15 protein-coding genes are annotated in these 22,525 nt (G+C 65.5%); 4 read left to right on the forward strand and 11 right to left on the reverse strand.

All coding sequences use genetic code 11. The features are described from left to right. Window positions 1-3 precede the first annotated feature (3 nt). Window positions 4-1,095, reverse strand: a complete 1,092-nt coding sequence (locus tag AZL_RS29385; protein ID WP_012978024.1) for a polyamine ABC transporter substrate-binding protein — start codon at window positions 1,093-1,095, stop codon at window positions 4-6. A 113-nt stretch (window positions 1,096-1,208) separates the two neighbouring features. Here AZL_RS29385 and AZL_RS29390 point away from each other — a divergent pair, with 113 nt between their 5' ends. Continuing rightward, window positions 1,209-1,832: a TetR/AcrR family transcriptional regulator gene (locus tag AZL_RS29390; RefSeq protein ID WP_012978025.1), complete on the forward strand. Its 624-nt coding sequence runs from the start codon at window positions 1,209-1,211 to the stop codon at window positions 1,830-1,832. A gap of 627 nt (window positions 1,833-2,459) precedes the next feature. Here the strand turns inward: AZL_RS29390 and AZL_RS29395 are convergent. The 9 genes from AZL_RS29395 to AZL_RS29435 all read right to left on the reverse strand — a co-directional run bounded on the left by AZL_RS29395 (window position 2,460) and on the right by AZL_RS29435 (window position 17,440). Further along, window positions 2,460-3,473, reverse strand: a complete 1,014-nt coding sequence (locus AZL_RS29395) for a patatin-like phospholipase family protein (protein WP_012978026.1) — start codon at window positions 3,471-3,473, stop codon at window positions 2,460-2,462. Beyond that, complete coding sequence (locus AZL_RS37570; RefSeq protein WP_012978027.1) at window positions 3,470-9,943, reverse strand: type I polyketide synthase; 6,474 nt, start codon at window positions 9,941-9,943, stop codon at window positions 3,470-3,472. The genes AZL_RS29395 and AZL_RS37570 overlap by 4 nt, the downstream gene beginning before the upstream one ends. A gap of 135 nt (window positions 9,944-10,078) precedes the next feature. Next, window positions 10,079-10,573 carry a hypothetical protein gene (locus tag AZL_RS29405; protein WP_012978028.1) on the reverse strand — a complete coding sequence of 165 codons (495 nt, stop codon included), beginning with the start codon at window positions 10,571-10,573 and terminating at the stop codon, window positions 10,079-10,081. A 209-nt stretch (window positions 10,574-10,782) separates the two neighbouring features. Further along, on the reverse strand, window positions 10,783-11,550 hold the full coding sequence (locus tag AZL_RS29410; protein ID WP_247894546.1) for a thioesterase II family protein: 768 nt from the start codon (window positions 11,548-11,550) through the stop codon (window positions 10,783-10,785). Between the two features lie 57 nt (window positions 11,551-11,607). After that, window positions 11,608-13,641 (reverse strand): methyl-accepting chemotaxis protein, encoded by a 2,034-nt coding sequence (locus tag AZL_RS29415; protein WP_247894547.1) that lies wholly within the window; start codon window positions 13,639-13,641, stop codon window positions 11,608-11,610. Window positions 13,642-13,897: 256 nt separating this feature from the next. After that, window positions 13,898-14,404, reverse strand: a complete 507-nt coding sequence (locus AZL_RS29420; protein WP_148219724.1) for a cache domain-containing protein — start codon at window positions 14,402-14,404, stop codon at window positions 13,898-13,900. Between the two features lie 229 nt (window positions 14,405-14,633). After that, window positions 14,634-16,244 carry an AMP-binding protein gene (locus AZL_RS29425; RefSeq protein WP_042446200.1) on the reverse strand — a complete coding sequence of 537 codons (1,611 nt, stop codon included), beginning with the start codon at window positions 16,242-16,244 and terminating at the stop codon, window positions 14,634-14,636. A gap of 368 nt (window positions 16,245-16,612) precedes the next feature. After that, window positions 16,613-16,852, reverse strand: coding sequence for a helix-turn-helix domain-containing protein (locus AZL_RS29430; RefSeq protein WP_012978033.1), 240 nt, complete (start codon window positions 16,850-16,852; stop codon window positions 16,613-16,615). 9 nt (window positions 16,853-16,861) lie between these two features. Then, window positions 16,862-17,440, reverse strand: coding sequence for a DUF2975 domain-containing protein (locus AZL_RS29435; protein WP_247894512.1), 579 nt, complete (start codon window positions 17,438-17,440; stop codon window positions 16,862-16,864). A 108-nt stretch (window positions 17,441-17,548) separates the two neighbouring features. Here AZL_RS29435 and AZL_RS29440 point away from each other — a divergent pair, with 108 nt between their 5' ends. Continuing rightward, window positions 17,549-17,929, forward strand: coding sequence for a hypothetical protein (locus AZL_RS29440; RefSeq protein ID WP_042446203.1), 381 nt, complete (start codon window positions 17,549-17,551; stop codon window positions 17,927-17,929). Between the two features lie 361 nt (window positions 17,930-18,290). After that, on the forward strand, window positions 18,291-20,270 hold the full coding sequence (locus AZL_RS29445) for an FUSC family protein (RefSeq protein ID WP_012978035.1): 1,980 nt from the start codon (window positions 18,291-18,293) through the stop codon (window positions 20,268-20,270). Window positions 20,271-20,360: 90 nt separating this feature from the next. Here AZL_RS29445 and AZL_RS29450 read toward each other — a convergent pair whose 3' ends face one another. Next, window positions 20,361-20,840: an Lrp/AsnC family transcriptional regulator gene (locus AZL_RS29450; protein ID WP_012978036.1), complete on the reverse strand. Its 480-nt coding sequence runs from the start codon at window positions 20,838-20,840 to the stop codon at window positions 20,361-20,363. A gap of 206 nt (window positions 20,841-21,046) precedes the next feature. Here AZL_RS29450 and ald point away from each other — a divergent pair, with 206 nt between their 5' ends. After that, window positions 21,047-22,168 carry an alanine dehydrogenase gene (gene ald / locus AZL_RS29455; RefSeq protein ID WP_012978037.1) on the forward strand — a complete coding sequence of 374 codons (1,122 nt, stop codon included), beginning with the start codon at window positions 21,047-21,049 and terminating at the stop codon, window positions 22,166-22,168. Window positions 22,169-22,525: the final 357 nt, after the last annotated feature.

Genomic DNA, 22,525 nt, shown 5'->3' on the forward strand with positions numbered 1-22,525 from the left:
AGGCTACTTCTGGAGCATCTCGGTCCAGGCATCCTGCATTTTGGCGTCCAGGTCAGGCGTGGGGACCGGATAGAGCTGCGTCTTCTTCAAATAATCCGCCTGCTCGGTCCAGCGCAGCGCCGTCTTCTGCGCGTCGGTCAGCAGCGCGCCGGCCTTCTGGTTGGCGGGCATCGCCCAATAACAGGCGGCCGTCGCCAGACGCGCCTGCCCCTCGGGGCTGACGATATATTGCACGAACTTCAGCGCCAGATCCTTGCGGGTCGAGTCCTTCATGACGCCGATCGACTGCGCCCAGCGGACCGCGCCCTGATCGGGAATCACCCAGTCGAGATTGGGCTTGTCCTTGACGAGACCGGCCGTCAGCCATTCGCCGCCGCCGAAGACGATATCGACCTCGCCGGTGGCGAGCGCCGTCTGCGACGACACCACGTCGCTGACCTGCTTGGCGTTCTTCTTGAGGTCGAACAGCTTCGACCTGATCGCCGGCAGATCGGCCTCCTTCAGGTCCGCGGTCGGCTTGCCGAGCACGATGCCGGTCAGACCGATCATCGGCAGATAATAGTCGTAGACGGCGATCCGGCCTTTGTATTTGTCCGACCACAGCTTGGACATGTCCCGCATATCGGCGGGATCGACCTTGGTCTTGTCGTAGGAGACCGTGTTGTAGCCGAATTTTTCGGTGACCGCGTAGGTCTTGCCGTTGCGCGTGTTGTTGGCCTCCATGCGCACTTCCGGGAAGAGGTCGGCGGTCGGCAAGGCGCCCGCCGGGATCTCGCCGAGGATGTTCTTGTCGACCGCCTGCTGCACGTCGACGCCGTCGATGACGAGAACATCCCAGTCGCCGGGGCGCGACTGGCTGATGATCGACAGCGCCGTGCCGGTGCCTTCATATTCCTTCAGGTTGACCTTGACGTTGTTCGCCTTCTCGAACGGCTCGATCAGCGCCGGATCGGTGTGATCGCACCAGACGAGCGCGTTCAGCGTGGTCTGCGCGGCGGCTGGCGCCGCCACCAGAGCGGATGCGGCACCCAACGACAGCACGGCAATCGAAGACAGCAGCCGGCGCGCCAACGCGCCTTCCAATGCAGGATTCATCGTTTCGCTCTCCGCTCGGCGGCGCTCCCGTTCGCGCCCATACAAAAAGATTGAATGGATTCAGTTTTGCGTCAATATGAAATCTGAATGCGTTCAGAATTTGAGGTTTCGATATGACGGGGCTCCGCGCACGGCAGAAGGCGGACCGGAACCGGCGCATCCTGGAGGCGGCGACCGCCCTCTTTCGCGACGCCGGTTACGACAGCACGCGCATCGAAGACATTGCCGAGAGAGTCGGGGTGTCGCCGGGAACCCTTTATAATTATTACGAAAACAAGGGAGACATCCTGGTCGCCGCGGTCTCCATGGAGGTCGAGGAGGTGCTGGAATCAGGCAAGTCCATCGTCGAGGCCCCGCCCAAATCGGCGCTCGACGCCCTTCAGGCGCTCATTGACCTATATTTCGACCACTCGCTCGTCTATTTCAGCAAGGAGATGTGGCGCACGGCGATGGCGATCTCGATCCAGCAGCCCGAAAGCCCGTTCAGCCGCCGCTATACCGAACTCGACGCGAGGCTGTGCGATCAAGTTTCCACGCTGATTCAGACGCTACAGATGCAAGGCGTGATCATCCCCGGCATTGACGCCGTCGCCGTTGGCCAAATGGTCTTCAACAATCTCAACATGATGTTCATCGAGTACGTCAAGGATGACGCCATGACGCTGGAGACGCTGAAGGACCGTGTCTTGCGCCAGAACCGGCCCCTTGTGCAGTTGATCGGCCAACCCATGATTTAAATACGAGCGGATATCTTTAATAGGCCCCGTCAGCCTTCGCGTCAGCTTGCTCCGCGGCTCAGGGCTGATATGGAGGATCGCCTTCGATCTGGAGGTGAGGATTGGCCTCCCGCACTGCCACTCGATCGGGACGACGGAGCGTTCGGTCCACGGCCACCGCTGATTCCGCTGCCCGAGCTTGCACGATCGGACCGAAAGCTCCTACGCGGCTTGGTCTTTTCACGCTTGGCCTTAAGTGCGATCGTTTCAAGCGGTATCGCTTGAGGCGTTGATCGCACGAAAAACCAAAAGCTTGGAGTCTGTCTGTTGATTCAATAATCACCAGACAGACTCAAAAAGCCGTGGGCGGTGGGCGGCGGCACTACCTTCCAGAGCCCCATCATGCCTGGGCCATGGGCGTGCCGGTCAACCGGACAACGTCGGTGCACCAGGGTTATCGCATTTGACAAGAATTGCCCTCTCCCGGGGCGGGAGAGGGTGTCAAATGCGATAGCCGTGGTCGGTGCACAAGGTGCGGGTCGTCTGACACCGACCACTCTCCAATCGACATCCGATCCTCCCGCCGCCAAGCAGGAAAAGTGAATAAAAACACCACGTCAAATGAAGCTACGGCAACAGATATGCTTCTCAGCTCATATTCAGATCAGCGGCATGGTGTTTCAGGAAATTGATACCGGCCTCATAGCCGACACGGAAAAGCCGATCCAGGCTGGACCGCTTCCAGGTCAGGGCCTGGGACAGGTCGTGCGGCGTCAGGTCGAAATGAACCTTCAGCAATTTGCAATTCGGGTATTTGGCGTTGTGAACCAGTTCGAACAGCTTCAGATCGGCCCGCGCCAACGCCACCAGCGGAGTGATCATCTGCTGTCCATAGGAATCCCATAGATTCTTCGGAGCGTGAAGCAGGCCATCGATCCCGATCACGTCGAATACAACCATGGTGTCGATATCCGGCTCGTGCTCCAACAACGCCTTGAAGTTGAACGTATCGCGGCTGGCGCCCTCGATATAGAGCTTGTCATCAAGCGGATAGGGCGGATAGATGAAGGGATAGGACAGGCTTGCCTTGAAATGCCGCATGTCGATCTCGCTCTTGTCGAAGATCGCCATCTTCTGATCGGTCAGGCAATAGGCATTCAGATAATAGTCGAGCTTTACCTCTTTCAGCTTGTTAAAGTCCACCAGCTCTTCGATGAATGGCGCATGGGCGCACAGCCCCTTGCTTTTCAGCGTCAGGTTGGATGGGGAGACGATCGCCCAGATCATCTGGATGAAATCGCTGGCCAGCTTCTGCGATGGCGTCATGTTGAGCTGGTTGGTGATCTTCTCATAGCCCGGCATCAGCTTGAGCAAGCCACGGAACGCCGATGCGGCGAGACCGCCCTTCTGGAAAACCTTGTAGTCCATCGGGACGAACCGATAGATCGGATCGGAAATTCCCAGATTGACCGAATTGTAAAGCGCTTCGGTGCGGGTCATGCCTTTCGGGGCGAGATAGGTCAGCCCCACCACCGCGCCGCCGCCCGCCATGGAGATGACGTCGAACTGCACCCCGGCCTCCTCGAAGGCCAGCAGCGCGCCGGTCATCAGCGTATAATTGGGGGCACCGCCACCAAGAACAAGCGCGACCCTTTTCTTCATGATGTCCTCACTGTCCGGGGAGTGGATATGCGTCCCACAGTCTCAGCGGACGGGGAAGCCAGCTCATGATTGATGGTGCTCTGGATGAACAGCGCGTCCTCGACGATCGAGTAATGTGACCCGCGCCGGATGTGGACCTGAAAGCGGCTGTTGGTGAAGCGGCCCCATCCGAGCACGTCTTCACGCGAGACGTACGGATCGCCGTACGAGATGAAGCAGGTCAGCGGCACGTCCCAGGGACGGGTCGGCTGGAACCGATAGTTCATCGTCATCTCGAATTCGGCCCGTACCGCCGGAAGCATCAGGCGGCGCAGTTCGGGGTCGCGCAGGAACTGCTCGGTCGCCGCCATATCGAAATGGCGGAGCATCGCGGCGAACACCTGCTCGGACTGCCGGTAGGGAGGGATTTCGGGACGGTATCCCGGCATCCCCATCATGGCCCGCCCCAGCTTCTTCTCGAACCGACCGACCTCCTGCACACGGTCCGGCGCGCGGGCGCCGGACACGAAGATGTGCTGCGGCGTCACCCCGCGTTCACTGATCAGCTTGCGGGCCACCTCATACATGGTGAGGCCGCCCAGGCAGTGGCCGAACAGGGCGATGGGCCGGTCGAGCCGTCCGGCCAGGGCGTCCAGCACGCGATCGACGAACACGCCCAGCTCGTGGACCGGATCCTCGGTGATACGGGCGAGACGGCCCGGCGGTTCGACCGCCAGGACCTCCACGGTTGGATCGATGCCGTTCGCCCAGTCCCGGAACACCGCCGAACCGCCGCCGGCGAAGGGGAAGCAGATCAGGCGCATGCGCGGCTCGCGGCGCCGGCCGATCGTCACCAGCCAGGGGCTTCCATTGTCGCCGCCGGAATACGCGCCGTTCCGGCCTTCGGGCCGTCCGGCCGGCCTGAAAGCTCCCTGAGCCTGCCCCTGGCCCGACCCCTGGCCGTTGACCGGAGCGGAACGGACGACTTCGCGGACGGCTTCCGCCCGCACGGTGCGGTCGGGACCCGGCACAGCCGGCCCCCCGGCGCCCTTCAGATCGGGCCAGACCTCATCGACCAGCTCTTCGATGCTCGGTCCCCGGATCAGCACGACCGCGGGGATCCGAACCGACAAGCCAGCCTCGACACGGTTGATCAGCGTGACGGCCATCAGCGAGTCAAGGCCCAGTTCCCGCAACGGACGGGTGGGATCGACCGGCTTGGTCAAGCCCAGGGTCGCCATGACCTGCTGGCCGATGACGGCGACCAGGGCGCTCCGTCGCTGTGCCGGTTCGGTGGAGGTCAGCCCGTCCGGCAAGGCCGCCGGCTCCGCGGACTCCGCAACCGCTGCCGCCGGCAGCACCTCCTCGTAATAGCGCGGCGGCCGGGTGAACTGGCGGGCGAAGGCCGTCCAGTCGTTGATCGTGACCGCCGCCTGTTCGATCTCGCTGCCGACCACGGCGTCGAGCGCCTCGGCCCCCACCTCCGGCGGGATGTAGATCAGGCCGCGGGCACGCCAGATCGCCTCGCCCTGCTCGCCCGACAGGGTGGCGAGACCGACGGCGGCCCAAGGTCCCCAGTTGATGGCGAGCGCCGGCAGACCCAGCCGGCGCCGATGGGTGACCAACGCGTCGAGACAACCGTTGCCGCTGGTGTAGTTGACTTGTCCGCCGGCACCGAACAGGCTGAGAATGGAGGAATAGACGACGAAGGCGTCGAGGGGCAGGTCGCGTGAGTAGCGGTGCAGATACCAGGCCGCGTCCAGCTTGGGAATGGTGGCGCGGCGGAACTTCTCCCAACCCATCTGCGGAATGGTGGCATCATCGAGCACCCCGGCGGAATGGACGATGCCGCGCAGAGGCACGGAACCCCGGCCGAGCTTTTGCAGAAGACGCTGCACATCCTTCCGCCGCCCGATGTCGGCCTTGGCGACGGTCACCCGCGCGCCGAGCCCCTCCAGCATCTCGATGACCGGCTTGGCGGCGGGATCGTCGGCCCCGCGGCGGCTGGCCAGCACCAGATCGCGGACCCCCCGCGACTGGATCAGCCAGCGCGCGGTTTCCACGCCCAGCGCGCCCAGACCGCCGGTGATCAGCCAACAGCCGGCAACGCTGGAGCCGGCGGTGGCGAGAGTCGTGGCGACTGGCTGCGCCGACCGTTCCGGGACCGGCTGCCGGACGAAGCGGGCGACATATCGGGTCCGATCACGGAAGGCGACCTGATCCTCGCCATCGTCGCGGAGCAGATGATCGGCCAGCGCGGCCACCTCCACCTCGCTCCCGTCGGCATCCGCGGCCTCCAGATCAGCCAGTCCGCCCCACAGGGCCGGCGCCTCCAGCGAGACCGAGCGTCCGAACCCCCAGAGCCCGCCCTGGACGACGGCCTGGGGCGGCTCGGTTCCGGTGGCCGAAACCGCGTTGCGCGTCACCACCCACAGCCGGGGCACGGCCGGATGGCGGTTGCGCGCCTCGGCCAGCGCCTGGGTGAGCAGCAGCAGGTTGCCGAAGGCCCGGCGGCGTGCCGGCTCGATCTCAGCATCGCCATCGGGGTCGAGATGGGCGTCCAGTCCCCACAGGGAGACGACTCCCGCCGGACCGCCGCCGGCATTGCGGATGAGGCTGTCGATCGGCTCGGCGAATTCCGCGGCGCCGACGGCCATGCCGTCCTCGGCCGCGATCCCGTCAAGGGAAAGCAGGCGGCAGGTCGCGCCCTGCGCGGTCAGGCGGGCGGCCAGCGCCTGCCCCACCCCGCCGTCATCGGCAAGGATCAGCCAATGGGATGGGGCCGTCGCCGTTCTCGCCGCCACCTCCATCGCCGGAGAGGGCTTCCACGACACGCGGTAAAGCCAGTCGGCCGCTGTCCGGTGTTCGGCGAACGCCGAGACGGGAACCGGCTTCAGCGTCAGGCCGGCGATCTCGGCGACCGGGTGACCCTCCAGGTCGAGGATGTCGATATCGACCACCACCGTCCCGTCTGGCGTCCCGTCCTCCCCCGCGCTCCGCCGCCGGGCGTAGGCCCAGACCTCGCGCCGGCCATCGGCAGCCATGGCGAACCCCTCGATGGCCACCGGCAGATGAAGGGTCCGGGTCGGCAGGGGCGGCGCGACGAAGTCGCCATACTCCTCGATGACCGCCGGATAGATGTGCAGACAGGCGTCCAGCAGAGCCGGATGCGGCGGATCGCCATCGGCCGCGGCCACAATGTCCGGCAGCCGGACCTGGGCCAGCACCTCGCCGTCACCGCGCCACAGGGTCTGCACACCGCGGAAGGCCGGACCATAGGTCAGCCCGATGGCGGCGAGGGCGCCATAGACGCGGTCGGCCGGCAACCCCTCGCCGCAGCGCCCGCGAACCGCCGCCAGATCAAGCGGCGGCTGCCGCAGAACCTCCCCCGGGCGCAGGCGTCCGGTGATGTGGGGGATCCAGGGGGCGTCGTCCCCACCGCTGCTCGAAAGGCGGGCGTCGAGCGTCGATCCCTCGCCGGGGGACAGCAGCAGGCTGACCGCGCGTTCCCCATCATCGGGGAGGATCAGCGCCTCGTGATAGGAAAAATCCTGGATGGCCAGCGGCGCGGAGCCGAAATGCGGCGCGGCCGCCTGAAGCAGCGCCGTCAGGGCGGCGGTGGTCGGCAGCACCATCCGGCCATGAACCCGGTGATCGGTCATCCAGGCCGGATTTCGGGCGTCCAGCACGCTTTCATACTGGATGTCCCGCAGGGGGGAACGCACGCGCCGGCCGGGCCATCCCTGGCCGGGTATGCGCTGCGGTCCCGCCGCCGCCCCTCGCCCGGCCCGATCGCCCGCCCGGTCGATCCAGTGCCGTTCGCGCTGGAACGGATAGGTCGGCAGCGGGATCCGGCGCACGGCGTAGGGCCGGTCGAACGCCTGCCAGTCGATGCGATGACCGCGCCGGTAGAGCACGGCGGCCGTCTCGGCCAGTTCCTTCCACGCCGCGCCGTCCCTGCCGATGGTGGCGAGCCAGGCCAGCCCCTCGCCCTGCGCGGTGGTCTGGCCCAGCGCCAGCAGGCTCTTGCCGGGGCCGATCTCGATGAAGTCGGTGATGCCCTCCGCCGCCATCGCCCGCACGCCGTCGGCGAACCGCACCGCTTTCAGGGCATGGTCGCACCAGTAATCGGCGGATGGCGCCTCGGTGACCGGGCCGCCGGTCAGGTTGGAGATCCAGAGCAGCCGGGGCGCGCTGGCGGGAGCCGCCGCCGCCGCCGCCCGCAGCTCGGGCATCGCCGGGGCAAGCAGCGGCGAATGGAACGCGTGCGAGACCTTCAGAGGCCGGGCGGCGATGCCCTGGGTCTCCAGAATGGCGGTGAGTCGCCCGACCGCTTCCGCGCTGCCCGAAAGCACGGTGCTCTGCGGGCCGTTGACCGCGCCGACCCCGATCTCGTCCGGGTCGACCCCGCTGTCGGCGATCGCCTTGCGCACCGTCTCCTCGTCGGCGAAGACCGCCGCCATGGCGCCGCCGGCCGGCAGGGCCTGCATCAGCCGGCCGCGCGCCGCGATCAGCCCCGCCGCCGCCTCCAACGTATAGGCCCCGGCCAGATGGGCGGCCGCGAACTCCCCGACGCTGTGCCCGACCACCGCATCGGGCCGGATGCCCCAGGAGCCGAGGAGTTCGGCGAGCGCGACCTCCACCGCGAACAGCGCCGGTTGGGTATAGGCGGTCTGGTGGATGAGGTCGGCGGTTGCATCGGCGGCGAACAGGATGTCGAGAAGCCCGGTCTCCAGATGAGGCCGCAAGGCCTCGGCGCAACGATCGAGGGCGGCGCGGAAGACCGGCTGCGTCCGGTACAGGTCGCGGGCCATGCCGGGGATTTGCGAGCCCTGGCCGCTGAACAGGAAGCCGATCCGCCGCCGGCCGCCGCGTCCGGCGATCGGCCCGCCCAGCGCCAGCTTGCCGGCCAGTTCGGCGGTCGTCGCCGCCGAGGCGGCGTAGCGGTGGGTGAAATGGCCGCGCCCGACCGCCAGCGTGTGGCAGACGTCGCCCAGCGACGCGTCGGGATTGGCCTCCAGCCACAGGCGATGCTGTTCGAGAAGCTGGGACAGCGCTGTTTCGGACTTGGCCGACAGCACGGCGACATGGACCGGACGCTCCGCGATGGCCGGCAACCCGGACGCGTCGTCGGTCGCCACAGGATGCGCGGGTTCGGCCGGGACCTCAGTCGGAAACTTGGGCGCCTCCTCCAGGATCACGACGCCGTTGGTGCCGCCGATGCCGAGCGAGTTGACCAAGGCGCGCCGCGGCTTGCCGTCGGCCGGCCAGTCGCTCAGCTCGGTGTTGACGAAGAAGGGGCTGCCGTCGAACCGGATCACCGGGTTCAGCGTCCGCACATTGATGGTCGGCGGGATCCGCCCATGCCGGATCGCCAGCACCGTCTTGATCAGCGAGGCAAGGCCGGCGGCCTGTTCCGGATGCCCGATGTTGGGCTTCACCGAACCGACGGGGCAGAATCCGACCCGCTCGGTACTGGTCCGGAACGCGTGGGTCAGCGCATGGATTTCAATGGGGTCGCCCACCACGGTGCCGGTGCCGTGGCATTCGACATACCCGATCTCGTCGGGCGAGACGCCGGCGGCGTCCAGCGCCTCCAGCATCGCGCCGGCCTGACCGGCCACCGAGGAGGCGGAATAGCTGGCCTTGTCCGCGCCGTCATTGTTGACCGCGGTGGCCTTGATCACCGCATGGATCGGGTCGCCGTCGGCGATGGCCTGACGAAGGTCCTTGAGCAGCACCGCCGCGACCGCCGATCCGAAGACGGTCCCCCGCGAGTCGGCGTCGAAGGTCCGGACATGGCCGTCCGGCGAATAGATGCTGCCCTTCTGCGTCCGGTAGCCCAGCGCCTCCGGCACCCGGACCGTCGAGATGGCCGCCAGCGCCGTGCCGCATTCGCCCGTCCGGATGCTGCGGCAGGCCAGATGCACGGCGACGAGCGAGGTCGAGCAGGCGGTCTGGACGTTGATGCTGGGACCGGTCAGATCGAACTTGTAGGACAGGCGCGTGCTGGAGAAATCCTTGTCGTTGCCGAGATGGACGAGATTGGCGGTCCGGCCGCGCGCCTCCTCATGGTCGTCCAGCTCGTTGAGCAGATAGCTGGTGACGACGCCGCCGGTGCCGACCACCACCCCGATCTTCTCCGGGACGCCGCCCGGGCAATGTCCGGCATCCTCGAAGGCGTGCCAGGCGACCTCCAGCAGCATACGGTGCTGCGGATCCATCAGGCAGGCTTCCTTGGGCGACACTTCGAAGAATTCGGCGTCGAAACGGTCGATCCCACGGATCACGAACCCCGACTTCACGAAATCCGGATCCCGCAGATGCTCTGCGGAAACCCCGGCCGCCAGCAACTCCTCATCGCTGAACCGGGTGATCGATTCGACGCCCTCGCACAGATTCCGCCAGAACTGGTGGTAATCGTCGGCCCCGGGCACCCGGCAGGCCATGCCGATGATTGCGATGTCCGTGTCGTTCCGCCCTGCGCTCATACCGATGCCCGTCCGATGTTCGTCATAGGGTTATTCACGCCGCGCCGACAGCGGAGCCTGTCCTGAGACGCCGTCGCGGCCGGCAGCAGTTAAGGGTGGCGGCCTCCACCCGCCGGGGTTCACCGCGGGGCGGCGTCACCAGATTTCCTCATCCTCCGCCTGCCGGTCCTCGTCATCCGTCGCCGCCAGAAAGGCGGTGGCGGCTAGCTCGCGGGAAAAGCCACCAAGGACATCCAGCTCCTTGAGATCCCCGATCGAGCTGTCCACCGTCTTTTCGACGGCGGCCGCCCCGCCGAGCGCCGTTCTCAACGCCCAGCCGAGAAGGTTGAGTTGGAGGTCGATCGCCGCGCCCGCCACCCCCTTCGCCATGGCGCCGGGGGCCTTGAGCATTCCGGCCGCGACCAGGGCTGGCACGGCTGCGGGCCCGCCCGCCAGGTCGCCCGAGGTTGCCTTGTCAAGCAGTGCGGCGCCGATCCGTTGGATTGCCTGCGCCCCTGGAAGGCCGGGGAAAGGCGGTAGGGCATCCTGCCTTTGCAGGATGCCGAAGGGCCAGGGAAGCCGGACATCATCACCATCCTGCTCCACAGCGAACCCCTGCGCGTCTTTCTCTCCAGGAAATCCACTCTTCATCGCGCATCCCTTTTCATGGAACAAAAAAGTTGTATTTCATGAAAAATCTCCAGGCAATAAAAATATTCATTCAAACCATCAAACTACCTATTACTGTATTATTATATATCAAATCCATTAAAAGTGATCGCGTCCAGCAGGGACGGTCCACAGCGGCCGTGAGGCGTCGCGGGTGCGGAATTGGGGGCGCAGCCGACGGGATCGGCGCCTTATGTCCGTAGGTCTCGGGCGATGACGGCGAGAAGGTCCGACTCGCACGGTTCAAGATAGAAATGTCCACCGGGAAACAGCACCCGCCGATAGCCGGTCTTGGTCAACGCCGCCCAAGTATCGAGATCGTCCGGATCGCAGGCCGGATCATCCGTGCCGCCAAAAGCCGTGATCGGACAGTTCAAACGGGGGGCAGCCGGCAACCGGTAGGTTTCAAGCAACTCCAGGTCGGCCCGGAAGACCGGCAATACGGAGTGGAGGAATTCAGGATTGCGCAGTACCGCCGGAGGCGTTCCGCCGAAAGCGTGCAGCACTTCCACCAACCCGGCATCCGAGCGCGTATGCAGCGAGGCGAGCGCGGTTCCGCGACTGGGCGGGGTACGGGCGGATACGAACAGGTGTTCCGGACCACGGCCGCCAGGGCCACGCAAGGCGTGGGCGGCGGCATAGGCCACAATCGCGCCCATGCTGTGACCGAAAATCGCGAATGGCCGGTCCAGCAGACCAGCCAGAGCGACGGAGAGAGCGTCGAGCAGCGCGTCCATGCGGCGGAAAGGGGGCTCCAGAACACGCGCCCCATGGCCGGGAAGCTGTACCGGGCACACCTCCAGATCGGGCGGAAGCCGATCGCACCATGAGCGGTAGAGAGCCGCGCTGCCGCCGGCATGGGCGAAGCAGAACAGCCGCATCGCCGCGGAAGGACGCCCCCCCTCCGGCTCCAGCCACAAAGGCCGCACGGTCCTATCGTCACGAGGATCCGGAGTCATCACGCGGCGCTCTCTCCCTGTCCCTTGTTGCCGTCCGGACGATGCGCGATCCCCACCTCACCCCATCCGACGCAGGGTCTGCTGCCGACCGGCGATGTGCTGTCCAAGCCAAGTCCTGAGAAGATCCGCGATCGCCCTGCCGGTTCCGGCACCGTCGGTCTCAAGACGCTCCTCAAGCGTGGACAGGTTCGCCGGCAACGCCAGGAGTCCGGCATCCCTGCCGGAAGCGCCGGACGCCTCCTGCCGCAGATGCGTGACGGCATAGGCCTTGAATTCGGCCAGGGCGACCCGAATGTCCTTGGCTGCCCCCGACGAGGATGCGAGCTCGGCGAAGCGGTTCAACAGGGCGACCAGCATCTTGTGCTCGTCGTCGGTCTCCGCCTCGCCGCTGACCAGATCGGCGCTCCAAGGCATGAACACCGTCTCCGCATTGCCGGATTCCAGCTCCTCCAGCCGCGCGGCATCGACCGCCCGGACGCTGACCAGGAAGGTGCCCACCAGCACGTTCAGATCGCCGGCCTGACCGGTCAGGCTACCGGCGGCATCCAGCAGGCTCCGGGCCGACCGACCCGTCTCTCCGGCCCCTTCACGGACACCGTCGATATTGGCCGAGACATCGCGCGTGCCATCGGCGGCCTGCTGGGCATTGCTGGCGATCTCGCTGGTGGCGCCGCCCTGCTGTCCCACCGCGGCGGCGATGGCCGCTCCGATGTCGCTGTTCTGGTTGATGATCGAGGTGATCTCGCGGATCGCTTCGATCGCGGCCCGGGTCGCGGCTTGCACTTCCTGGATCTGCCGGGTGATGTCGTCGGTCGCCTTCGCCGTCTGGTTCGCGAGGGTCTTCACTTCCTGCGCGACGACCGCGAAGCCCTTGCCGGCCTCCCCCGCGCGTGCGGCCTCGATCGTGGCGTTCAGGGCGAGAAGATTGGTCTGTCCGGCGATCGCGGTGATCAGGCTGACGACTTCACCGATCTTGCGCGTGGCGGTATCGAGACCGCCGACGAGTTCGTTCGCGCGATGCGAAGCCGACACGGCCCGCGAGGAGATTCGCGACGATTCGGAGACCTGCTGGTTGATTTCGGCGATCGACGCCGAAAGCTCCTCGACACTCGCGGCCACCCTCTGGACGTTCGCCGACGCCTGCTGCGACGCGACGGCGGCGCCGGATGCCTGGCCTTCGGTATGATCGGCGATCGACAGCATCGTTTCGGCGGTGCGCTCCAGCGAATGGGCGGCGGCGGCAACCCCATCCACCGCCACGCCGGCCCGTTTGTCGAAATCGCGGGCAAGCCGCTCCAGCGCCTCGACCCGCTGCTGGCGGATGCGGCTTTCAAGCGCCTGCCGCGCGGTTGACTGGGCAAGGGCGATCTGGGCCTGCTTGAACACCTCCACGCTGCCGGCCATCCGACCGATCTCATCACGACGGCCGACTCCGACGACATCCACCGCGGCATCGCCGTCGGCCAGTCTGGTCATGGTCGTCGCGAGTTGGAGAACCGGCCGGCCGATCGCCCGCGTGATGACTCCGACGAGGACGACAGCGCCGACAACCGCCAGCACCAGCAGGACGCCCGTGCGGATCATCGCGTCGGCGGCTGCGGTATCGGCTTGCCGGAACGCTGCGGCGCCCCGCTTTTCCGTCAGATTGGTGATGTCCAACAAGGCCGAGTGCAGATCGCCGAACATCTGTTCGATCGTGACCAGGGTGAGACCCGCCGATTCGGGATCGGCGTCGGCCATCAGCAGAAGGCTGCCGATCTGGCCGTCATAGACCTTGACGTTCTGCAACAGCTTCTGCAGCGCATCCTTTTCCTGCTGGCTTGCCGAGGGGGCTTCAGCCAGCCGCTGGATGTCCGCGACGGCGCCGGACAGTCGCTTGGTGATCGACGCGCCGAGCGCCGCGATCTTCTGCGGCTCGATCTTGTTATGATACCACAGCATCAGCCGATGCATGTCGCCCTGGCTCTGGATCAGCGCCTCCGCGATGCCGGACGTGGTCCGGAACTCGACGAAACCGGTTTGATGAACCTCGGCAAGGCCATTGCGGCTCACCATCGCGCTCCAGGCGGCGACTCCCGCGATGGCGACCATGAACAGCAACAATACCGCCGAAAGGGTGCCGATCTTGAAGCGGATCGACAGATTTTCGAACCAGCGGACTAGCATCGACATCTAGACATACTCCCGGGTTTAGGTACCCGATCGCGAATGGGCATCCCGTCCCGAATAGGCACCCCATCTGGACTGGAGTGCGCCACCCAACGGCTCGGCCTTGGCCTCCGGCGCCGCTCCGGCCATGATCGCGCCCGGACGCTGCCGCTTGGTCATCGAGCCGGTCAGCCAGGGTTCAGGTCTTTGGCTTATAAGCACCAACGCCGACATAGAAGGTGTCGAAGGGAATGACATAGCTGGTCTTCGGCTCGATCTTCCCGGTCGCCAGATTGAGGAACATGTAATCCACCCAGCCGGCCTTGCCACCCGTCTGGGCGAAGATCGCCATATCTTTGACGAACAGCTTTCCGGAAGCGTCCTTGAGTTCAAGCATGTTCTTGCCGACAAAGGTCGTCTTGCCGTGGGCATACATCATGCCGTCATAGCCGATCACGAAGACATACAGGTCGCGGTCGACCCATTTCTGCTTCGGATCGTTGAACTGAGCCGACGCCGCGTCCCGACCGATTTCACGAACCAGGGTCGCGGCGCGTTCCGCCAACGCCTTGGCGTCCTCCAAAGACGCGTACTCTTCCGCCCGTGCGGCTCCGAAGAAGGGCATGACGAGAAGAAGCCCAATGATTACAAATATGAAACGCCGCATTTCAATCCCCTCACAAGCCTTGCGGTAGAAAATCGTCAATTACTCTCTACAACAGGGGTGTTTTTTCCGCAACCGCTCATCGTCGAATTGACGGACTCACGGAGTTGCGACGGTCGCGATCCGCTGGGCCGGCGGAGCGCATTTGCCGCGTGCCCTCCGCCGGGTACCGTCCAACCGAATGGACGTGCTGCGTGAGGCCGCAGGCGATCGGCCGGGAGCCGACCACCCGCGGACGACCGAAGGCGCGTTTGACAAAACGGGTACGGCGTCACCCGGCGGCCAGGGTGTTGGCGCGCAATTCGAACTTCTTGATCTTGCCTGACGCCGTCTGCGGGAACCGGTCCAGGAAGGTCCAGCGCCTGGGGATTTTGAAGGATGCCAGGTGATTGCGGCAGAAGGCGTCCAGTTCCTCGGCACTCGGCCGGTGGTCGTCCTTGACGCGGACGAAGGCGGCGACCACTTCGCCCCATTCCGGATCGGGAAGACCCACCACGGCCACGTCGACGACCGACGGATGGGTGAACAGAATCTCTTCGATCTCTCGCGGGAAGACGTTCTCTCCGCCACGAATGATCATGTCCTTCAGCCGTCCGTGGATCCGGCAATAGCCGTGGACGTCCATGCTGCCGAGATCGCCGGTATGCAGCCACCCGTCGGGGTCGAGCGCGGCCGCCGTAGCGACGGGGTCATCGAAATAGCCTTTCATGGTCAGATAGCCGCGGGTACAGATCTCGCCGCTCACGCCGAACGGCACCGTCTTCCCTGTCGCCTGGTCGATGACCTTGACCTCGGTCCGCGGCAAAGGCCTTCCGACGGACCGGCGCCAGTCGGGAACCGAGTCGTTGGGAAGCGTATGGGTGATGTAGGGCGACGCTTCGGTCTGGCCGAAGCCGATGGCCACCGTCAGACCCAGTTCGGCTTCGGCCCGTCGGATCAGTTCCGGCGGGACCGGCGCCCCCCCCAGAGTCACCATGCGCCAGGAAGACAGATCACGCCGGCGGCTGCCGGCCTGTTCAAGAAGGCGGATCAGCATGGTGGGAACGCACAACACCATGCTGCCGCCTTCCGATTCGATCAGGTCCAGGATCAGGGCAGGATCAAAACCATGGGGAAGGACTTGGGCGCCTCCGGTCTGCAGGGCGCCAAGGGTGGTCAGGCCACAACCCGCCGTGTGGAACAGCGGCATAGGGTTTACCCAGACGTCGTCCGGGCCCATGCCAATGGTGCGGGCATAGAAACGGCCATTGTTGACCAGCCCGCGGTGGCAAAGCATGGCGCCCTTGGGAAAACCGGTGGTTCCCGAGGTGTATTGGATTTGCGCGATGTCATCGGGAGCGACCGGAGGAAGTGCCTGATCGACCGACCCGGATGCGATGAACCCGGCCCAGTCGGACAGAGGAATCACGTCGCGCAGCCCCGGCAGGCCCGGACGTACGGCCTCGACCACCGCCATCATATCGCGCCCGCGGTATTCCGGCTGGACGAACAGTCCGCTGGCGCGGGAATGCCGCAGCACATAGGCCAACTCGTTGGGCAGGAACGCGGGATTGACCGTGACCAGGGTCACGCCGGCCAGCGCCGCGCCGAATTCCAGCATCACCCACTCGGGGCAGTTGGCGGCCCATACCGCCACATGCTCGCCGGGGCTGAAGCGTGCCAAAATCGCCCGCGCCACACGTTCCGCTTCGGTCAGCAGATCCGAGAAGCTCCAGCGGCGTGTTGGGATGCCGGGCGCCCCATCGATCAGAGCGCAGCGCGGGCCCCAATTCGCGGCAGCGGAACGCAGTGCCTCACCAATGGTTTGCTCAAGCACCGGCTCCGTCCATGAGCCTTTCCAATAGGATAGATTCAGGGAATAAACGCAATCATCGCCCTTCATCGAGTCTATCTCCATACTATTGTATGTATTTGCCAGGCCATATGGGTGGCCTATTATATTTATTTAAATTATGAGTCAAGATGTCGGCAAATTTCCCTATGGCCTTCCGGTCAAGCTCGGAAAATATTCTTGAGGAGATTCGGGTCAGAGGCCCTATCGCTCCATATCCAGGATAACCACCTCCGCCATGCCATCGAATGCATGAGTGAAGGCGGCCCGGACATCGCATGAGGGTCCAGGCGAGCGTTCCGACGATGGTTATCCGCCGTGCCGAGTACCGCTTCCCCGTCCTCGGGTCCGTCCTTCCCCCTGGCCGAACCAAGCCTATCCGACCGTCCGGGAAACGGGGACCAGCTCACCCCACGCCGTTACTCCACCGTCGGATCACCGGCATCGTCCGCGCCCCCGACTTCGTAGCTGAGAAGATCGCCCGGCTGACAGTTCAAAAAGGCGCATATCCGCTCAAGCGTATCGAAACGCACACCTTTCACCTTGCCGCGCTTGAGCAGTGAAAGATTCGCCTCTGTAATCCCGACATATTCGGCCAAGTCGCGTGACGTGACGTTGCGTTCCGCGAGCATGACCCCCAAGCGAACCTTGATCGGCATTCGACCGGCCTAGACGAACTGGTTGTTTTCATCGGAAATCTCCACCGCTTCGGCCATTATCCAGGCGAATGCGGCGACGATTCCGGCAAAGATCAGCGCGATGAGGCTGTCCGAGCCGATGATCAGCGCGAAGGTTTTTTCTCCTTTCGGACCGTCCCAACTCAACAGCACGCTCAGGGCTGCGCCGGCCAAGGGTCTCAGGATCGCCGAGGCGGCGATTCCCAGTGAAAAGGCTTGCAGGCTACCGATCGACTGCGGCGTGAAGATGCGGCCCATCGCGAAGCCGGCAAAACAGCGACGGGCGCTCAACAAACCGAAGATCAGCGCGCCGAGTGGCACCATCGAAATTGCGAACGCCATGGCGCGCCTGGAAATGTCGAGATCGATGCCGGGGTCATACCGCACTCCGCTCTGGCCCAGCAACACCGGTGCGGGAGTCGCGATCCAGTAGAACAACATACCCGCGGCCAACAATGCCGACGTGACGAGGCATCCGGCCGCCATCCACCGGCTGAATCCCCGAATGCGGCTGATCCGCGCTTCGCGCCCCGCTCCGGGGACGCCGGCCGTCATTTGCGATGGTGCCACGATACCACTCCTCATTCTCTGAGCTGCACCAGAGCTTGGAGGAAAATTTATCGTTTCACAATAATTTTTTTATGCTAGACAGTCTGAATGGCATCAAGGAGGCATGATATGTCCCGCTGTTTCCCCGGAAGGCCCTTCATCCTTGCGACCGCGACAACGGTCTTCGCGGTCGTTTCCCCGGTAAGCGCCGCTCCGTCCACGTCCCACGGCCAACTGTCGGTCGCTCAGCTCATCCAGATGTTGGACATGGCGCCGGGAGATCGGACGGCGCGGCAGATCCTCACCGCCTATCTTGCCGGCGCGGGCGAAGCCGCGAGCTTCGTCGTTCACAGGAGCGGAGCGTCCTGCAAGGAGACGCCAAGCCTGAATATGGTCGATATCCGCCACGCCATCGACGCCGCGGCCGCGAGGCCAGACGCCGCGGAGACGCCGGCAACCCCACTGATCGTTCGGGACATGCTCGACCGCGCGGGATGCCGCCCGTCGTGACAGGCTTTGGCCGCGGAAACGCCAGCGGCACCGGGCTGGACAAATGTCCTGTCCGTCGAGGGGGGAGATGACGGACAGCGTGGCCGAGACATGCGAGTCCTGCTTCGGGCGCGCAAGTCCCATGTCGCCCGCCACGCGGTACTTGAACTAGGATCGGGGCTCGATCCCTCGTCCGATCGACGGCCCCCGGCAAGGTGGCGGACCGGGCGGGGCATTTCCCAAGCGGCCTTTCCGAACTCCACCCACGGACGGACGGGTTCGGGAAACCTGCGAAACCGGAGAGTCCGCGGGTCTCTCCAGGCCGGGCCCGTGGCCCGATCCGGAGAAACCCGCTTAGGATTGCCAATATGGTCGGACCCTGATGCCCTTCGCCGCCTTCCTCGATCCCGTAACCCGCAACCTCGCCATCCGGCTGACCGTGGCCTCCATCCTTGCGATGGCCCTGGCCACGGCCTTGTCCCTCCAGAACCCATGGTGGGCCGCCATGGCGGTGTGGATGGTGGGGCAGCCGGCGCGGGGGCTGCTGCTCGAACGAAGCCTCGCCCAATGTCTCGGCACCGTTCTCGGCGCCGCGGCGGGAGTCGCGTTGGTTCTGCCTTGGCCTGGAACACCGGCCGCGTCCGTCCTCGGCCTCGTGGCCTGGATCGCCGTCTGCTGCGGTTTCGCCAACATAATGCGTCACCAGCGCGCCTATGGGGCTGCGCTGTGCGGGCTGACGTCCGCGGTCGTCGTCTCGCTGACGCTGGGGACGGAGGTCGACCCGCTGGGTTTTGCCGCCGCCCGCGTCATCGACACCTTGATCGGGATCGGATCGGCGCTCCTCGTCGCGTTCGCCTTCGGTCCTTCCTCCCCCGGCCCGACATTCGCGGGCCGGGTGCGGACGGTGACCTCGCAAGCGCTCGACCTCATCGCCGAGGCTTTGGCTGACTCCGGAGCGCGACCGCCGGCGCGGGAACGCGAGTTCTTGCTGGCGCTCGCCGCTCTCGAGGCATCCGCCGAAGACGCTGCCGCGGGGTCGATCGCCGCCCGGCGTAAACTGGGCGAGGTGAAAGCGCTGTTCGCCTTGCTGCTCGACCTGATCGTGATCGCTCGCGCCATCCGCTCGCGTGAAGGCTCCGCGCTTGCTCCCGGGCATGCCGATATGGCCACGCTGCGGGAGGCGTTCGAGCGTTCCGCCGTCGCCTTGAACGCCAAGGGCGATCTCGACATCCGTTCGATCCAGGCGGCGTCGGAACGATTGGAGGAGGCGGACCCGGTGCTGTCCCCGGTTCTTGAGGAAATGCGGGCTCTGCTGAACCGTGCCGCCGATGGCCACCGGCGGATCGGCGCCGTCTCGGACCAGCCCGCCCCTCTCTGGTCCACACCGCATCCGGACCTGGCGGGGTTGCGGCTGGCCGTGCTCAGGGGAGTGCTGGCCGTCTCGCTCGCAGGCGTCGCGTGGCTCTCCATCGGCTGGGATCCGCTGCGTTTTCTGATGCTGGGAACCTGCATCTTCACGGTGCTGTTTTCCGCGGCGGACGAACCCGCCGGGGTGGTGCGCCAAGTCTTCATCGGCGGTCTCGCCGCGGCAACCGCCGCCTTCCTCTGGCGCGTGGTGGTTCTTCCGGAAGTCGCCAACGGATGGCTCTCGTTCGGTCTCGCCATTCCCATCGTCTTCGCGGCGTCGCTGTTGCAGGCGAAGCCGAACACGGCCTTCGTCGGTCTCGCCGCCAACATGCTGTTCGCGGTGCTTGCGCGCCCGGTGGACGTGGTTCCGAGTCCTCCGCTTGCTCTCGCCGGAGTCGAGACAATGCTCCTGGGAGGCATTTCCATCAGCTATGCGTTCTATCGCTGGCTGCTGCCGATGGACACGGCGCGGCGCCGGGCGCATTTGAGTGCCTCGATCCGCCGGGAGATCGCCGCCATCGCGATCCGCTCCTCCACGCCTTGGGCCGCACGTCACTTGGCGAGGTTGCGCTACCTCGTCTTCAGCCTGGCCGTCCGCTCGCGCGGACAGGTCCGGGAGGTTGACGATGCGCTTGCCGCGCTCTCCCTCGGGCATGCGCTCTTCCGGCTCGGAGAGATCGCGTCCACCACGGCACTGCCGGAGACCTGTCGCGGCCTCATTCGGGAAACGCTCCGCCTGACGAGCTCCCCCATCGATGATCCGCGCCGGGCTGGAGAAACTCTGCGCGGCTATGCCATCCAAATCCCCAAGCTTGATCGGACGACTGATCCACGCGAGGCCGGACAGTCTTCCAGACTCCGCTGGCTTCTCGAATTGGCCGCGGACGACCTCTGTGGTCACGCCTCCATATTCGGTTCAGCAGGTGCGAAAGGCGCCCAATCGAATCGGAAATGATCTTGAATCCGCTGCCAGGGCGATGCGTCGGCATGGAACATTCGAAGATGTCGCTTCCGATCGCGAGCAAAGGACCGCCGCCCCCCGCTTTCAGTCCGCCTGATCCTCCAGCGCCGGCAGGCTGTCGGGACGCACCACGCTGCGGATGGCGAAGCTCGACTGGATGCGCACCACGCCGGGCAGGCGCGACAGCGAATCCTTGTAGATGCGGTCGTAATCGGCGGGATCCCGCGCCACCACCCGCAGCAGATAGTCGGAGCTGCCGGACAGCAGATAGCATTCCCGCACCTCCGGACAGCGGCGGACGGCGGCGTCGAAACGGCGCAGGAACTCGTCGGTCTGCCGTTCCAGCGTGATCTGCACGATCACCGTGACCGACTTCTCCTCCTCCGCCGTCTCGATGATGGCGGTGTAGCCGCGGATCACGCCGGAATGCTCCAGCATATGCAGACGGCGCAGGCAGGCCGACGGCGACAGCCCGACCTCCGCCGCCAGCCTGGCGTTGCTCATCCGGCCATCCTTGCGCAGAAGCCGGAGAATCTTGTGGTCGAGGGCGTCGAGGGCGTGCATGCAACTTTATTCGAAGACATGGCGGATCATGCGGAAGCTCCACCACATTATGGGGGATTCATGCAAGGCTTTGCAGAGATTCGCCCGCCGCGCCGGCCGTATAGTGGCGCATCCGAGACAATCCGCCTGACCGATGGTTTCCAGGGATACCAGATCGGCGTCGACGGGGGTTCGCATCGGGGAGATCTCTCATGGTCACTTCTCGCATGGTCACGCGCATCGGCGTTCCCAAGGAAATCAAGAACCACGAGTATCGTGTCGGCCTGACGCCGGCATCGGTCCGCGAACTGGCGGCGGACGGCCATGCCCTGCTGGTGCAGAGCGGCGCCGGGGCCGAGATCGGCTTTTCCGACGAGGCCTACCGCGCGGCGGGGGCCGAGATCGCCGGCTCCGCCGAGGAGCTGTTCGCGAAGGCCGACCTTATCGTGAAGGTCAAGGAGCCGCAGCCGGCGGAATGTCGCAGGCTGCGCCCGGATCAGGTGCTGTTCACCTACCTGCACCTCGCCCCCGATCCCGAACAGGCCCGTCTGCTGATGGACAGCGGCTGCACCGCCATCGCCTATGAAACGGTGACCGACCGCGCCGGGCGCCTGCCGCTGCTGGCGCCGATGTCGGAGATCGCCGGCCGCATGGCGATCCAGGTCGGCGCCGTCGCCCTGCAGAAGAGCACCGGCGGCTCCGGCATCCTGCTCGGCGGCGTGCCCGGCGTGCTGCCCGGCAAGGTTCTGGTCATCGGCGGCGGGGTGGTCGGCGCCAACGCCGCCCGCATGGCGATGGGGCTGGGCGCCGATGTCACCATCGCCGACCGTTCCGTGCCCCGGTTGGCCCAGCTCGACGATCTGTTCGGGCCGCGGCTGAAGACCGTCTACGCCTCGGCCGACACCCTCGACCGGCTGGTCGCCGATGCCGATCTGGTGGTCGGCGCCGTGCTGGTGCCGGGTGCCGCGGCGCCGAAGCTGGTGCGCCGCGGCCAGCTCGCCGGCATGCGCCGCGGCTCGGTGCTGGTGGATGTCGCCATCGACCAGGGCGGCTGTTTCGAAACCAGCCACGCCACCACCCATTCCGACCCGACCTATGTGGTGGACGGCGTCGTCCATTACTGCGTCGCCAACATGCCGGGAGCCGTCGCCCGGACCTCCACCGAGGCGCTGAACCACGCCACCCTCCCCTTCGTCCAGGCGCTGGCCGGCAAGGGCTGGAAACGGGCGCTGGCCGAGGATCCGCACCTGCTGGCCGGGCTGAATGTCCAGGCTGGACGGCTGACCTACGCCGCGGTGGCAGAGGCCCTGGGGCGGCCCTTCACCGACCCGCGCGGGCTGGTCGGTTGAGATGTGAACAGCTATTGACCAAGAACTGAACGAAATTTCTGGGAGTTGATATATCTGGAAATTTCGTTCGGTTTTTTCTGCCGAATCCACGATGAATGTTGTTTTTTTCCGCCATTGAAAAGAGAGTGTTGCGCGTACGGATCAAGTTGCATTACCTGTCTGTCACAAGAAAAATGGTAACATAGGCAACCGGCGCTTAAGTGCCGGGGCCAAAGACCAAGAACAGTTTTGAACAGGGCAAGGCGCGGCGCCATTCGCCGACAGGTCGGGAACCGAGCGGTGATTCCGTCCGAACCGACCGTGGATTCATGAAGGATGTCCGGCAGCGATGCCGGTTGGGGACGCCACGGCCGCCGG

The sequence above is a fragment of the Azospirillum sp. B510 genome, assembly GCF_000010725.1.
GTDB classification, from domain to species: Bacteria; Pseudomonadota; Alphaproteobacteria; order Azospirillales; family Azospirillaceae; genus Azospirillum; species Azospirillum lipoferum_B.

Coding starts and splice junctions, on each gene's coding strand:
- AZL_RS29415 (WP_247894547.1), bottom strand. CDS start 13,641: ATGGTCGCCATCGCGGGAGTCGCCGCCTGGAGCGCGATGGTGAGCCGC.
- AZL_RS29450 (WP_012978036.1), bottom strand. CDS start 20,840: ATGCACGCCCTCGACGCCCTCGACCACAAGATTCTCCGGCTTCTGCGC.
- ald (WP_012978037.1), top strand. CDS start 21,047: ATGGTCACGCGCATCGGCGTTCCCAAGGAAATCAAGAACCACGAGTAT.
- AZL_RS29440 (WP_042446203.1), top strand. CDS start 17,549: ATGTCCCGCTGTTTCCCCGGAAGGCCCTTCATCCTTGCGACCGCGACA.
- AZL_RS29405 (WP_012978028.1), bottom strand. CDS start 10,573: ATGAAGAGTGGATTTCCTGGAGAGAAAGACGCGCAGGGGTTCGCTGTG.
- AZL_RS37570 (WP_012978027.1), bottom strand. CDS start 9,943: ATGAGCGCAGGGCGGAACGACACGGACATCGCAATCATCGGCATGGCC.
- AZL_RS29390 (WP_012978025.1), top strand. CDS start 1,209: ATGACGGGGCTCCGCGCACGGCAGAAGGCGGACCGGAACCGGCGCATC.
- AZL_RS29385 (WP_012978024.1), bottom strand. CDS start 1,095: ATGAATCCTGCATTGGAAGGCGCGTTGGCGCGCCGGCTGCTGTCTTCG.
- AZL_RS29445 (WP_012978035.1), top strand. CDS start 18,291: ATGCCCTTCGCCGCCTTCCTCGATCCCGTAACCCGCAACCTCGCCATC.
- AZL_RS29430 (WP_012978033.1), bottom strand. CDS start 16,852: ATGCCGATCAAGGTTCGCTTGGGGGTCATGCTCGCGGAACGCAACGTC.
- AZL_RS29425 (WP_042446200.1), bottom strand. CDS start 16,244: ATGAAGGGCGATGATTGCGTTTATTCCCTGAATCTATCCTATTGGAAA.
- AZL_RS29410 (WP_247894546.1), bottom strand. CDS start 11,550: ATGACTCCGGATCCTCGTGACGATAGGACCGTGCGGCCTTTGTGGCTG.
- AZL_RS29395 (WP_012978026.1), bottom strand. CDS start 3,473: ATGAAGAAAAGGGTCGCGCTTGTTCTTGGTGGCGGTGCCCCCAATTAT.